The 13,836-nt window shown below is 41.7% G+C and carries 17 protein-coding genes; 9 read left to right on the top strand and 8 right to left on the bottom strand.

Translation table 11 applies throughout. From position 1 onward, the window contains the following. Nucleotides 1-172 precede the first annotated feature (172 nt). The 5 genes from DWW77_RS13145 (at nucleotide 173) to DWW77_RS13130 (ending at nucleotide 4,768) form a co-directional block, all read left to right on the top strand. On the top strand, nucleotides 173-1,201 hold the full coding sequence (locus DWW77_RS13145) for a zinc-dependent alcohol dehydrogenase (RefSeq protein WP_015526214.1): 1,029 nt from the start codon (nucleotides 173-175) through the stop codon (nucleotides 1,199-1,201). 262 nt (nucleotides 1,202-1,463) lie between these two features. After that, the gene (locus tag DWW77_RS18350) at nucleotides 1,464-1,598 is read left to right on the top strand and encodes a hypothetical protein (protein ID WP_022426192.1); all 135 of its coding nucleotides are present in this window, start codon (nucleotides 1,464-1,466) and stop codon (nucleotides 1,596-1,598) included. A gap of 33 nt (nucleotides 1,599-1,631) precedes the next feature. Further along, nucleotides 1,632-2,129: a nitroreductase family protein gene (locus DWW77_RS13140; protein ID WP_118608860.1), complete on the top strand. Its 498-nt coding sequence runs from the start codon at nucleotides 1,632-1,634 to the stop codon at nucleotides 2,127-2,129. Between the two features lie 179 nt (nucleotides 2,130-2,308). Then, a complete protein-coding gene (locus tag DWW77_RS13135; RefSeq protein WP_059086708.1) occupies nucleotides 2,309-2,530 on the top strand; it encodes a hypothetical protein in 222 nt (73 codons plus the stop codon). A gap of 540 nt (nucleotides 2,531-3,070) precedes the next feature. Then, on the top strand, nucleotides 3,071-4,768 hold the full coding sequence (locus DWW77_RS13130; protein WP_022426195.1) for a carbon starvation CstA family protein: 1,698 nt from the start codon (nucleotides 3,071-3,073) through the stop codon (nucleotides 4,766-4,768). Between the two features lie 107 nt (nucleotides 4,769-4,875). Here DWW77_RS13130 and DWW77_RS13125 read toward each other — a convergent pair whose 3' ends face one another. Further along, nucleotides 4,876-5,040: a helix-turn-helix domain-containing protein gene (locus DWW77_RS13125; protein WP_180215069.1), complete on the bottom strand. Its 165-nt coding sequence runs from the start codon at nucleotides 5,038-5,040 to the stop codon at nucleotides 4,876-4,878. Between DWW77_RS13125 and DWW77_RS17870 the strand changes: the two genes are divergently transcribed. Together DWW77_RS17870 and DWW77_RS13120 are read left to right on the top strand one after the other, a co-directional pair. Further along, complete coding sequence (locus tag DWW77_RS17870) at nucleotides 4,970-5,260, top strand: hypothetical protein (RefSeq protein WP_147419594.1); 291 nt, start codon at nucleotides 4,970-4,972, stop codon at nucleotides 5,258-5,260. The genes DWW77_RS13125 and DWW77_RS17870 overlap by 71 nt on opposite strands. Further along, a complete protein-coding gene (locus DWW77_RS13120) occupies nucleotides 5,242-6,078 on the top strand; it encodes a S8 family serine peptidase (protein WP_118608859.1) in 837 nt (278 codons plus the stop codon). Before DWW77_RS17870 ends, DWW77_RS13120 begins: the two co-directional genes overlap by 19 nt. Nucleotides 6,079-6,132: 54 nt before the next feature. On the opposite strand, the gene DWW77_RS18120 is transcribed toward DWW77_RS13120, so the two are convergent. Beyond that, on the bottom strand, nucleotides 6,133-6,303 hold the full coding sequence (locus DWW77_RS18120) for a hypothetical protein (protein WP_005428285.1): 171 nt from the start codon (nucleotides 6,301-6,303) through the stop codon (nucleotides 6,133-6,135). Between the two features lie 156 nt (nucleotides 6,304-6,459). On the opposite strand from DWW77_RS18120, the gene DWW77_RS13115 reads away from it, so the two are divergent. Together DWW77_RS13115 and DWW77_RS13110 are read left to right on the top strand one after the other, a co-directional pair. Beyond that, nucleotides 6,460-6,840: a TnpV protein gene (locus tag DWW77_RS13115; protein ID WP_005428283.1), complete on the top strand. Its 381-nt coding sequence runs from the start codon at nucleotides 6,460-6,462 to the stop codon at nucleotides 6,838-6,840. A 309-nt stretch (nucleotides 6,841-7,149) separates the two neighbouring features. Continuing rightward, nucleotides 7,150-7,815: a PBECR4 domain-containing protein gene (locus tag DWW77_RS13110; protein ID WP_005428282.1), complete on the top strand. Its 666-nt coding sequence runs from the start codon at nucleotides 7,150-7,152 to the stop codon at nucleotides 7,813-7,815. Nucleotides 7,816-8,226: 411 nt separating this feature from the next. Here DWW77_RS13110 and mobQ read toward each other — a convergent pair whose 3' ends face one another. The 6 genes from mobQ to DWW77_RS13080 form a co-directional block, all read right to left on the bottom strand. After that, nucleotides 8,227-9,936 (bottom strand): MobQ family relaxase, encoded by a 1,710-nt coding sequence (gene mobQ, locus DWW77_RS13105; protein WP_023924145.1) that lies wholly within the window; start codon nucleotides 9,934-9,936, stop codon nucleotides 8,227-8,229. Between the two features lie 135 nt (nucleotides 9,937-10,071). Further along, complete coding sequence (locus DWW77_RS13100; protein ID WP_005428277.1) at nucleotides 10,072-10,293, bottom strand: hypothetical protein; 222 nt, start codon at nucleotides 10,291-10,293, stop codon at nucleotides 10,072-10,074. A gap of 169 nt (nucleotides 10,294-10,462) precedes the next feature. Beyond that, the gene (locus DWW77_RS13095; protein ID WP_005428275.1) at nucleotides 10,463-11,320 is read right to left on the bottom strand and encodes an ATP-binding protein; all 858 of its coding nucleotides are present in this window, start codon (nucleotides 11,318-11,320) and stop codon (nucleotides 10,463-10,465) included. Continuing rightward, nucleotides 11,317-12,033 (bottom strand): replication initiator protein A, encoded by a 717-nt coding sequence (locus DWW77_RS13090; protein ID WP_005428274.1) that lies wholly within the window; start codon nucleotides 12,031-12,033, stop codon nucleotides 11,317-11,319. Before DWW77_RS13090 ends, DWW77_RS13095 begins: the two co-directional genes overlap by 4 nt. Before the next feature lie 24 nt (nucleotides 12,034-12,057). Further along, nucleotides 12,058-12,441, bottom strand: coding sequence for a hypothetical protein (locus tag DWW77_RS13085; RefSeq protein ID WP_005428271.1), 384 nt, complete (start codon nucleotides 12,439-12,441; stop codon nucleotides 12,058-12,060). Between the two features lie 3 nt (nucleotides 12,442-12,444). After that, entirely contained in the window at nucleotides 12,445-13,548 is a 1,104-nt protein-coding gene (locus tag DWW77_RS13080; protein ID WP_436286257.1) for a ParM/StbA family protein, read from the bottom strand. Between the last annotated feature and the right edge of the window lie 288 nt (nucleotides 13,549-13,836).

Raw genomic sequence — 13,836 nt, 5'->3', positions numbered from 1 at the left:
ACCGATAATTATGGAATGTGCATAAAAACAAAGCTGCAAACTTGTTCAATAAGCAGAATCATAGAAAACTATCTTGACAGATCAGAAGAAAAGAATAATAATGTAATTACTTTAATAAAATAATTAATAAAAGATGATATGCAATAGAAAGAAATTAGAGGAGGAGAATAAGATGCTTCAACAGGTAATGACAAATCCCGGAGAGATTATTTTCAGAGAGGTTCCGGTTCCGGAAGTGGGAGATGACCAGGTTCTGGTTAAGATCATGAACATTGGTATCTGCGGATCAGATATCCACGTATATCACGGTAAGCATCCTTTTACAAAATATCCGGTAACACAGGGACATGAAGTATCCGGTGAGATCACGGGGCTTGGAAAGAATGTGACAGGTTTTAAGGTTGGCCAGAAAGTAACCATCGAGCCTCAGGTATACTGCGGACATTGCTATCCGTGCCGCCATGGAAAATATAATCTCTGCGAGGAACTGAAGGTTATGGGCTTCCAGACAACAGGAACAGCTTCTGAATTCTTTGCAGTAGATGCATCTAAGGTAACACCGATCCCGGAGGAGATGTCTTACGAGGAAGGTGCAATGATCGAGCCGCTGGCAGTTGCAGTCCATGCCGTGAAGCAGATGGGCGATGTAAAAGGGATGAACATCACAGTGATCGGTGCAGGTCCCATCGGAAATCTTGTTGCGCAGACAGCCAAAGGAATGGGGGCAGCCAGGGTTATGATCACGGATGTCAGTGACCTTCGTCTTGCAAAAGCAAAAGAGTGCGGCATTGATATCTGTGTAAACACGAAGGAGAAAAATTTCGGAGAGGCGCTGGTAGAGGCATTTGGTCCGGATAAGGCAGATGTGATCTATGACTGTGCCGGAAATAACATCACCATGGGACAGGCCATCCAGTATGCGAGAAAAGGCAGCGTGATCGTACTGGTAGCGGTATTTGCAGATATGGCAACCGTTGACCTTGCTGTTGCCAATGACCACGAGCTGGATATCAAGAGTACTATGATGTACCGTCATGATGATTATGTAGATGCCATTGATCTTGTAAATGCGGGAAAGGTTCATTTAAAGCCGCTGATCTCAAAGACATTTAAGTTCGCAGATTATCTGAAGGCTTATCAGTATATTGATGAGAACCGTGAGACAACCATGAAGGTTATCATCAATGTGCAGGAGAAATAATTTCTGCAGATTATAAGTGATATAAGAAAAACTCCCGGATGTTTGGCTGTCCGGGAGTTTTCAGATGGTGGCGGTGTCAGATTATGGGAGAATTTTTGGAACAGTTTTGAGTGATTTGTTTATTGATATGTGGTATGGTTATTATATCTTATAGGATTCTTGTCTGTATGGACATTCTGAAAGCTTCGTATTCTGGAGCGTTTTCCATTTTAAGTTCCTGTAGAGTTTGTAAAAATACGTTTTATGGGGTTTTTATGTTTTGATGATGTGGTATAATTTGTATATACCGGTGGGAGTGATCAATCGTTTGTTTTTGGATGGACGGTCGGATGAAGTGCAGCGTGTGATGACGGATGTAAAATGGCGTCAGAAGCTGTATGATGAGTATGAACTGTAACAAGTGATATGAGTATGACGAGGAGAAAATAGCATGGAGAATATTTTTCACAGAGTAAGTATCCGTAAATATGAAGATAAACCCGTAGAGAAGGAAAAGATCTTTCAGATCCTGAAAGCGGGTATGCAGGCGCCCAGCGCATGTAATCAGCAGCCGTGGGAATTTTATGTTGTGACAGATAAGGAGAAGATCCTGGAGCTTTCCAAAGCCACTCCCTATTCCGGATGTGCAGCAGGTGCACCGGTTGTGATCGTTCCGGTATATCGGAAAGAGGGATTGCCTGTTCAGGATATGGCACAGATCGATATGTCTATCGCACAGGAGAATATCTGGCTGGAAACGGATGCACTGGGACTTGGCGGCGTGTGGATCGGAATTGCACCGCTTAAGGATCGTATGGCGCTGGTCCATGATATTCTGAAGCTTCCGGAGAATGTGGAGGTATTTTCTCTTTTTGCCCTGGGGTACCCGGCAGAGAGCAGAAAGCAGCAGGATCGTTTTGATAAGAGCAGGATCCACTTTGTAGAATAAAAAAAAGCCTTCTTTGAGGAAGATAACATCCGGAAACAGAAGAAGTCTGAATGTAGTGAAAAATACCAATAAATCCTCTGAAAATTTGTGCAGAACGCATTTTGCATGACCGGGATTTTTACGATAAAATGTAAGTATAAGAACTGAAAAACTGCATTAAAATGAAAGAGGTGAAGGGTATGAAGGAATATGAGATCATCATTGAAACCATTAATCCCTGCGGCGGCGATCGTCATTCTCAGCAGGAGATCATTGAAGCAAATATCGAGAGCCCGGAAGCTTTCGTAAAAGAAAAAGGAAGATTTCCGATCATTGATAAGATCGAGAATCCCGATGGCGGAGTCGTGATCGTAACCGGTGACGGAAAAGGATACATGGTAAGATATACATTTTCTGAATAATGGATAATGCGGCGTATGTGACGGGAAACGGATCGTAAAGCAGAGCTGGGATCAGATCTGGCTTCGTTACATACGCCGTGTTTTGGCTTTTACCTAAAAAATGCATAAAAAAACATATGCAAATTTATAAAATATATATAAATTATTTGTTGAATTTTTATAAAAAAAGGAGTAAAACATTAGATAAATAAAAAAGAGAAATGCATGGAACAGGACAGATCACAAGAAGCAGACCGGATCACAGAGAGCCGCAGCTGGTGAGAAGCGGCAGAAGGTATTTTGTGATATCATTTGGGAGCATCCCGCTGAATAGAAATCTTTAAGTAAGCCGGGACGTAGTCTTCACGTTACAGAAGAGGCTGTTTGATATGACAGTAATAAGTGGTCGCGTTTAGCAATAAATACGATAATACAAAGTGGTACCACGGAACATTCCGCCTTTGTTATCCGAAAGGATAGCAAGGGCGTTTTTTGATGCAATAACTGTTTTACGGTCATTGTATCATGTATAAAAAACACAAAGGAAAGAGAGTTGATATTATGAACGGAATCACAATGATGATCATAGCCATTGTAGTTCTCGGAGGCGCATATCTTCTGTATGGCCGTTATCTCCAGAACAAATGGGGCATTGATCCGAAAGCAAAAACTCCGGCATACGAAATGGAGGACGGAGTTGATTATGTACCGGCTGATACAAATGTAGTATTTGGACATCAGTTTGCATCCATAGCAGGTGCAGGTCCCATCAACGGACCGATCCAGGCCGCAATTTTCGGTTGGCTGCCGGTTCTGTTATGGATCCTCATCGGTGGTGTATTTTTCGGAGCTGTGCAGGATTTTGCATCCATGTATGCATCCGTAAAGAATAAAGGACGTACGATCGGATATATCATCGAAGCGTATATCGGAAAGCTTGGAAAAAAATTATTTCTTTTATTCTGCTGGCTGTTCTGTATTCTGGTCGTTGCCGCATTTGCAGATGTTGTAGCAGGAACCTTTAACGGATTTGCCGTAAATGATGCAGGAACAGTTACAAAGGTAGCGGCAAACGGAGCTGTTGCAACCACTTCCATGTTATTTATATTTGAGGCTGTTGCACTTGGATTTTTCCTTAAATATACAAAATTCAACAAATGGGTCAACACTGCAGTCGCAATTTTACTGCTGGTAGCAGCAATTGTGCTGGGACTTAATTTCCCCATGTATGTAAGTCTTGGAACCTGGCATATCATCATTTTTGTATACATTCTGATCGCCAGTGTCGCTCCTGTATGGGCACTGCTTCAGCCACGTGATTATCTGAACAGCTATCTGCTCATTTTTATGATCGTCGGTGCGGTTATCGGTGTATTTGTTGCCAATCCTTCCTGTAACCTGAAGGCATTTACAAGCTTTAACGTAGACGGACAGTATATGTTCCCGATCCTGTTTGTAACCATCGCCTGCGGTGCTGTTTCCGGCTTCCATTCACTGGTATCTTCCGGTACTGCATCCAAGCAGATCAAAAATGAGAAAAATATGCTTCCTGTTTCCTTTGGAGCAATGCTGATGGAAAGTATGCTTGCCATCATCGCACTGATCGCAGTTGCATCCTTTGCAGATGGTGAAGCAGCAGCACAGGGACTTACAACACAGCCGCAGATTTTTGCAGGTGCTATCGCAAACTTCCTTTCTGTAGTTGGCCTTCCGCATTCCCTGGTATTTACCCTGATCAACCTTGCTGTATCCGCATTTGCACTGACCTCTCTTGATTCTGTAGCCAGAGTTGGACGTCTGTCATTCCAGGAATTTTTCCTTGATTCTGATACAGATGAGGAAAACATGAGCCCGTTCCTGAAGGTGGTGACAAATAAATATTTTGCAACAGTTATCACACTGGTACTTGCTTACATGCTTACAAAAGTAGGTTATGCGGAGATCTGGCCGCTGTTCGGTTCCGCAAACCAGCTGTTATCTGTACTTGCCCTTGTAGCCTGTGCAGTATTCTTAAAGAAAACAAAACGTCAGGGCTGCATGCTCTGGATCCCGATGGTATTCATGATGGCAGTTACCTTCACAGCACTTGGCATGACCATCACAAAGCTTTCAAAGGCACTGGTAACAACAGGGCTGGATCTTGGAAACACCTTACAGCTTGTATTTGCAGTATTACTGCTGATCCTTGGTGTATTGGTAGCGATCCAGGGCGTGAAGAAACTGCTTGAGAAGACAGATGATAAAAAAGCAACGGCATAACATTATCGGATAAGATCACGGATATCTGTTTAGCTGAAGAGGCATGAGTCATATAAAAGGCTCATGCCTTTTTGCATTCATGGAACCTTGAGATATCTAGAGACGATTTATGACCCCATGCGCCTGCATTCATTGGGAGTCATTCCGAATTGCTTCTTAAAAGCAGTCTGAAAGTGACTTTGGCTGGAGAAACATAAAAAGGTGCTGATCGTACTGATGGATTTGTTGGTATATTGCAGCAATTCTTTACCTTCCTCCAGCTTACAGCGCAAAATAAATGCGCTGACAGAAAAACCAAGGGTCTTTTTAAATAATCAGGAAATGATGGCTGCGATGATGGAAGGAATGCCGCTTCGTCAGTTGTTAAGCTTCGTTCCCGGAATTAAAAGAGAAATGCTGGAACAGATGGTTGGTGCTTTAAACGAAGGCGTTGCATATAATAAAAAAAATGTATCAATGGAAATGAAAGCCTTATGCCAGACCAGAAATTAGAGAATCTACTTAATCTTGCCATGAATGCCCTGCCGCAGGAACGGGCAAAATCGGAAAATCTGAATGTGGGATATGATCCCACCACCAGGCTGTGGGATGTGATCGTGAAGTACAGCGGACCGGAAAGCGGACTTGGTGGTGAGAGGATCCAGGTGGTCCCGCTGCTTGGTGGTTATGCAGTAGTGACATTGCCGGAAACGGAAATTGCTGCATACTCAGTCAGAGAGCAGATCGAGTTTATAGAAAAGCCCAAGAGACTTTATTTTGAGACCTTTGAAGAACGGGAGGCAAGCTGCATTTTGCCGGTGCAGAATGGAGCCGATGGCTTAACCGGCGAAGGGATTTTGGTGGGTATTGTGGATTCCGGAGTAGACTATTTCCATCCGGATTTTAGAAATGAGGATGGCAGTACCCGGATTCTGCGACTGTGGGATCAGAGTGTAGCTGGAAATCCACCGGAAAACTATGTATCAGGAACTGAATATACGAAGGAAGAAATTGATGAGGCGCTTGCACTCGGGGAAACCGAAGGCAGGCGCCTTGTTCCGTCTGGAGATTTCAGCGGACATGGAACAGCAGTTCTTGGAATAGCAGCAGGAAATGGGAGAGCATCGGATGGAGTGAATCGAGGCGTTGCGTATAGAAGTGATCTTCTGGTGGTAAAAATGGGAAATCCACGGGAAAATTCATTTCCGCGGACAACGGAGCTGATGGAGGGGATTGATTACCTGATACGGCAGGCAGTGAAGATGAGAAAACCGATCGTCATAAACATCAGCTTTGGGAATAATTATGGTTCCCATGAACCTTATAATTAAGGGAAAACATAAGAAAACACTGATATTTCCTGTGTTTTCAGGCAATTCAGTGTTTTACTCGGATTCATGTTTGGTTGTTGTTTGAGTCTTATAATACTCGGTCAGGATCATGTTAATCTGCTGGGAACGTGTACGATAGTTCGCTTTTGCATCCTTATCAATCTCAGCAACCAGTTCTTTGGACAAAGTAGTATAGACCTGAATATTGTTGGAACTGATAGCCATGTGGCACCTCCGATTCAATTTAATAGAATTATTCTATCATACTTCTTCGGGAGGGGCAATGTGAACTGAAAATTGAAGAATTATTGTTACTGTAAAATTGGAACGGTCGTAAAGAAAATCTATGAATAGAGAACGATAAGAAAGGTAGAACAGACAATGAAGAAAACAATTTTTGAAGAGATGGGCGGTACTTATATCAGACATGGGGATTATCTTATCCCTGCTCTTACCTTACCGAAGGAAGAAGAACAAAGGGTTGTCGGTGTATGGGGACAAAGACATTTGCGGTATTTGAAGGAATACCGCAGATTGCTATATCTGAATATGCTTACAAGCGGCAGGCTGAATGGTTATTTGGCTGATATAGAAGAACAGGCACAGGAACGCTTTGAAAGACTTGTAGAACAGATGAAACAGGCACAAGGCATTACAGAACAGCTAAAGGTGGAAAATGTCTTGGAATGGATAGGAAGAATGAACAATATACAAGTATGTGCGAGGGAGATTGTGGATAAAGAGATAATTTATCAAGAATGAAATGTAAGATAAATAGTGTATAAAATGTAGCAGGGCATCATAAGATAAAATTGTAATTGCATTTTCCACATAGTTCGTGTAAAATGTAATTAGAAAAGCTGTGCATCAGCGGTGGGTTGACACCTAAAATCTGATACGTTTTCCGAACGAAGGTGTCGGAGGTTGGCAGGCAACGGAAAAACCTGATATTTTCCAGACGAAGGTGCTGGAGGTTGGCAGACAACGGAAAAATCAACCATGAGAAGGGAATGTTTAGTGCTGCGGCGTGAACATTCCCTTCTCTAAATTTTATGGGATAAGGATTAAGTTATGGACAAAAGACGTGCAATTCAGATTATGACAAAAGCGGCACAACTATATAAAGAACATCTTGAGGATCAGAAGGTTTTGTTCCTATATGGCTTACCGAAAGAGGTGAATAAGCAATTACAGGAAAGTAATAAGATTTTGTCATCTGTACAGGGATATGAAGTTGTTTTCCATAGATACAATTTTTTACATTTGACAGGAGTTCGATTGAATAAAAAAGAGACAGCTTCTGCAATTCATTTTTACCAGAAATGCCTGGATAAGCGATTAACAGAAAATGATTTTGTTTTTGCAAAAGATGGCTCTACGGGGCAAAAATTGGATATATTGGAACGTATGATGCTTATTAAGAAAAACGTAACAATGATAGGAGAATTTACAGATCGAGGACCGAAATTATATACAGAAAAAGCTGCCGGGAATATATGTGGTTGTATTGGCTTCGTAAAAGATAAAAATACGAAATTAAATGTACCGAACACATTGCTGAAAAAGGACATCAGAGATGTAACAGCACAGCCTACATATAAAGTATTTGCTGTAATATCAAAACACTATACAGATGAGAAATATACAAATCTTGTGAAGATGGACAAAAGTATTGATTTGAAAGAGTGTTGTTTCTCAGAAACAATAGAAAATATGATAGATAGAGAAAATCTATAATGAAATATAAAGAAACCATGCTACTGCTTTTTGTAACAGTATCATGGTTTTATTGTTTGTCGTCTATATTTTAAGTTGATTATTACTTTACAAAATTGGCAATGTTATAATTATCATTGATTTTAGAAGAAGGGAGTATCGAGGGAAATTAGTGGAACTGGTTTTGCAAGCATAGCGTTTGGATATCCAAACGCACTTTGGGAGCCCCCCAAACCCCATTTGTTGGCTTTACAAAGTAGGAATTTTTTGCTCAAGATAAAAAGAGAGTGCGTAAGCGGAAAGAAATCAAATTATGCTTACGCACTTTGTGCCTCACTTTTGCTCGGTGGTTAGCAGTTTGTGAATTATTGGGATGAAGCAATATAACTGTTTTGAGAAAACGGGATATTTTTTATATTAGTAGTTTAAACATTATAGTTCTGTGTTGTGCGATTTTTGCCTGGATTGAACAGGATGTTTTTTTTGCAATTCCTGTTTCCTCTGATATTCAAGTTCCCAGGTACGATGAGAGAAGCTATAGGGATCTTCCATATTGAGATCATCCACTTCATGGGTTGCGATATCACGATAGTGATAGTCATAATATTCACCAAAAGTACCTTTGAGCTGCTCAATCAGTTTCTCTCGGAAAGTAGGTCGTATCTGGATTCTGGCATCCAGTAATTCTGTATATTGCTCTGGTTTAGGCCGGAGTTTTTCCTCTTGGAAAGCGACAGCATCTTTTTCAAGCTGCTCTTTGAGAGCCATATCCTGAGAATCGAGAATATCCAGATTCTTATCCATCTGGTCGTATTTTCTGGAAAGGCTCGCCATATCTTTCTCTGTGGAGCATTCAGCCTGAAACAGCAGCTGTTCTTTGGCAGATTTCAGTTCCTCGATTTCTTCTGTTACGGTTGTAAGCTGCTGGTTTAACTTTATATGCTGGAAAGGATTTAGAATACTGGTTTTACTTTTTTGCACATTTAGTTCTTTCTTTTCAGTAACTTTCGCTTTGAGCTTTTTCTTAATGGTATCATATTTATTTAGGATAGGACGAAAATGCTGCATCCAGTCATGGATCACTTCTTTTTGCATTTCATTATGAAGTAAATGATATTGTGTAAAAATCATATGATTGCGGATTGCTTCTAATGTTTCTGCAATTACCGGAATAGATTTTTCGACAGCTTGAACCAATTTTTTTATCTGTGTTTTTAATTCCCGTAGTATTCTGTTATCCGCACGAACCCGACGGTTGATTTCACACCGGTCTGCTATCATGCCTTTCTTTTCCATATTCTGGGCAATGTAGCCTTCGTGGATGGTTGGCTGTTCAGTGATTCCCTGAGCTGCAAAACTGCGGTGATCAATGGCGGCATTTATCTGATTAAGGGCAAGCATTTTATTTACGGCATCTGCCCAGTTTGCTCTCCAGAGGCAGAGCTGTTCCTCACTGTTCCATTGTTCGGAAATCGGGTTTTGTCTGCCATACCGGGTGCTTTTTGGATGTTTGTCGATACGTTCATAACCTTTCTCCTGTGCTGCCGAGGGAGTCAGATATACTTTCTTTTTCCCAGCTTTATAACGATACTGTTTTTCCCAGCCCTCTTTCTGAGCATCCTTAAATTCAGAAGCAGTAAATCCCTTTTCCTCTCCATCTTTGATGCATAGATATTCTTTTTCGGTTTTATACTGCCATGTTCCGTTTTCGTTTAATGGACGGACAGTAAGTAGAATGTGTGCATGGGGATTGTGACCATCTGTATCGTGAATGGCGAAATCGGCACACATTCCCATATCTACAAAATTCTTTTGAATAAAATTCTGAAGAAGAGAAATATTGCTGTCTTTATCCAACTCAATAGGGAGTGCGACAACAAATTCTCTTGCCAGTCGGCTGTCTTTTGTTTTTTCAGCAGCTTCTACAGCATTCCAGAGTTGCTCCCGGTTTTTCCATTTAGGCGGAGCCATAGGGGGAAGCATTACTTCCTGATAGATCAGTCCATGTTTTCGGGTGTAGTCATGCTGGATGCCATCGTAATCATTGTATATGCGGCTACAGCTCATATAAGCAGATGCAGCGACAGCAGACCGCCCGGAACCACGGCTGACGACCTTGGCTTGCATATGATAAATTGCCATATCTGGCACCTCCTTTCGATGTTGCCTGCAACAGCGGATAGCCCTCGGCAGAGCGCACGAGCCCCGTAGGGGATACCACCGCCCGATTTATCGGGTGGTGAGTAAGTGCGCCCTTCGGGAGTAGAACTTGTGTATTTACATTCCTCTTAGCCGGAGCATCAGCTCCCGCTTTAGGGTATCTAAATCCATTTCTTTAATATGTGGAGCAATGCTTTCCAGAATCGCTCCTTCTTGAATCAATCTGCGTGTTCTGGCATTACGTTCCTTTTTACGGTTTCTTGCTTCGATTTCTTCCAGTCTGTGTTTTGCCTGTAAAAGCACTTTTTCTTCTGGTGTCATAATTCTTTTATTTGCCATATCTGGCACCTCCTTTTTATGCCCGTATCCGGGCGATTTAGTTTTAAAATCTTGTGGTTTAGTACTATAGTTTTAGATAACTGACAGTGGCATGTCTCTGGTGATAAATAAGAAAAGAAAGTAGTACTACTGTCAGTGAAAAATAGTTATTGTGCGATGCTGCTTTGTTTCAACTCTGGTTTGAAGTGTGATTATCTAACAGAATTTTTTTCGTTTTTTTTAAATTAGCTGTTGCATTGTCCTGACGGATATTCCGGTTATTGATACGGATGGGAACACATCTCTCCAGAATCCGGTCATAAATTCGCTTGTGTGCGATATCAGCGGCGTTATTCAGCTCTGATAAAGTGAGATTGGTTGTTATGATCAGGGGCTTTTTACTGCGGTAACGGCTGTCAATCACATTGAATACCTGTTCCAGTGCAAAGTCAGAGTTCCGTTCAATTCCGAGGTCATCAATGATCAGAAGGCTGTAGCGGTTTAAGCTGTGGATGAACTGATTCCTGTCTTCAAAATGCATTCCGGTAAGGGTATTCAGAATCCGGGAAAAGTTGGTCATCAGTACCGGGACGCCTTTTTCCAGAAGGGCATTGGCAATGCAGCCTGCAAAGAAAGATTTTCCAGTACCGACATCGCCCCAGATGAGAAGTCCGGAAGCGTTTGCTTTCATCTCTTCCCAGTTACTTACATAATTGTGTGCAAGTTTCATTTCCGGATTGCTGCCGTTATCTTTGGCAAAGGTGTAGTCATAAAGTGATTTGTCCTGTAAGCCGCTGGTTTTGAGATGCTCTATTTCCATTTGCTTTTCATGAAGTTTTCTCTGGGCTTCCTCCTGTTCAAAGATCTCCTGCTGGCACTTACAGCGGATGGAAGGAATAAGAACCTTTCCCTGTAATTCATGCCTGCACTGTCTTGGCGTATTGCATTTGGAACAGTAGATCAGGTGATTTGTTTCGTTAAAATATTCATCAGACTGAAGCTCTCTGTTTGGTGTGATAGCTGTTGGTTTTTCTGTAAATGTTGTCATAATGTTTCGTATTCCTCACTTTCATAATTTCGTTGCCGGGAAACAGGATGATCCTGTCTTGCCCAACGGATGATGGTAGCTGCATGGTTTTGGTATTGCTTTCCGGTAGAAGCCATATAACCGGATAAGCGTTCCATATAGTCCTGCCAGTCAGGGATTGTCTGCCGGATATTTTCCAGCTCCGTCTCTGACAGAAAAACATTTTGAAATGTTCCATAGGGTGAGCGTGGCTCTTTACTCCCTCTTATTGTTAAATGGTTCTTTTTTATCTCTTTCTTATTACTGGACAGTTTTCTGTCTGTATCAGGGAAAGAATCCTGTCTGTCAATAGGACAGTTTTCTGTCTGTCTTGAGGAAAGAATTCTGTCTGTATTGCTGAGGGTTTCTTTCGGGATTTTTACATAGATCCGATTAGGGTGTCCGGGTCCCTGCCGTTTTCGGAAGATAAGCTCTTGTTTTTCCAGTACTGCCAGAGCAGTTTTCACCGTCATCTGGCTTTTGTGGAGAACTTCTGCCAGTGCTTCAATCGTAAAGTAGAGGAACACATGACCATTTGTATCTGACCAGCCCTCATTTTTCTGGGAAAGCCTTGCACGGTCGAGCAGGATCATATAAAGCATTTTGGCAGTTTCGTTTATTTCCATGTCCAGAAGAAAACGGGGAAACATCATATAAGATGGCAGGCTTGTGTCTGCTGTCAGAAAGTCCGTCATGTGTTCACCTCCAATCACAATGGTTTATTCTCCAAGAAAATCCCAGTCTATATCACGATCCGGCTGTTCTTTTTCAGGAGCTGGAAAGGGCATCCTGATGGGGGATTCCCTTTCCAACATGCCTGCAGTCAGCCCGGACAGAAAAATCGGCAATGACTGTTTCAGGCTGTGTTCTACTGCTTCTACAATCTGTTTCACAAAAAGTTCTTCCCGTTCCCTTGTTTCCAGATAGGGATCAGCCTGAGTGCGGTAGTAGCGGTCAAAATAATCGACCAGTGCAAGGGAGATTACCTGGCTGTAAGATTTAAAATTCTGTCTGTCCATCGTCTGTAAATATTCCCAGGCTCTCCGCTGCTGGTCTTTGTCCAGATTAAATCGCAGGTTTGTGTTGCGGATATGGTTCTGCATGGCTTATCCCCTCCTTTTCAGGCTCATATAAGCCAGAGATTCATAACCTTTGGCAGTGGCACAGATATCATCAAGGATGGTAACTCGTGATTTGTCATACGCTCCAAAGTTACGGATCAGGCATCCACCGCCTCCGACCACATACAGGCGCATCAGGCCAGGATTGTATTCATATTTGCGGAGCGTGGCAAAAATATCTGTGACATACTGTCTGGCAACAGCAGTAATACAATCCAGATAAGACGCTGAAATGTCAGCGGTTCCAAACCGCAGAATCTGCTCTACGGTAGATTCTTCAATCTTTACTCCGAAGTTGTCCAGAACAGCGTTTTTAGCGGCAATCATGCATTGGTTTACGCCAAACTTTTCTGTCCAGCACCGGCTTTCCTGTGCTTTCTTATTATTGATATACAGAATGTTCATGGTTCCGTTGCCGATATCTGCAAGAAGATTTGTCCCCTTGAAATCTCCAAGTCGGTTTACGATAGCCGGATATCCCTGCGGGTAAAGGCTGCATCCCACAAAACGGAGATGATACTCTTTGCTGTTAAATCGGTAATGGACTTCTGGATTCTGGAGCAGATAGGAACGGAAATCTTCTCTCTGGTTTCTGATCCATGTCAGAGGAAGCCCGGCAGCCAGATGAACGTCTGCTTCACGGATGGAAAAGACATTCAGTTCCCTTGCAATCGCCATGAGAGTTAGAAGATAATATTCTTCGTCCATAGCTTTATCTGGGATAAATTCTTTGTGTCCTTCGCCAATCCGGTAGTAAATGCCGTTATATTCCAGAATATTCCCGGTGAAGATGGGTTCTGTTTCATAGGCTTTGATTCCGGTTGGTGTGACGGTATTTGCTGTTTTCATGTTGCCGTAGCCGTGATCTACAGCAATGATTTTTGTGTTTCTGAGTTCTCGCATAAAAAACACCTCCATTTTCGTATTGATTAATTCAGCAGGCTGTACCGGTGTGGTACTGCTTTGCTGTGAGATAAGCATACGAAAGTTGGAGGAAAAAGACATTGAGGGAAAATTGAGTTGGAATTGAAAAATAGGATATAATTTTGTAAAATAGAGCAATTTCTTTAGTTTTTTATAGCCCTGCATTTTTTTGTTATAAACGTTCATTAAATGTTGACATGTTATTATATAAATGATAAAATTGTACAATAAAATGTGGAAAGTTGGATGGAATTTATTGAATTATAATAAAACTAATCGTACTTAACTGGCGGCTTATGTATTTGTAGAACTTAGAATAATAGAAAATTTAAAATATTATCAATTTTTACAGCTGTTGCAATGCTTTCAGTAGGAACAACAGTTTTTGCAAGTCCTTAACTGTTGTTTGATAAGGAGTGTAGTTTTATACAAATAGTGATATTATTGCAAAAA

The organism is Ruminococcus sp. AF17-12 (genome assembly GCF_003479245.1).
GTDB lineage: Bacteria > Bacillota > Clostridia > Lachnospirales > Lachnospiraceae > Blautia_A > Blautia_A fusiformis.
Note: the sequence above shows the minus strand (reverse complement) of the source record. Positions and strands in the feature narration are given on the sequence as shown.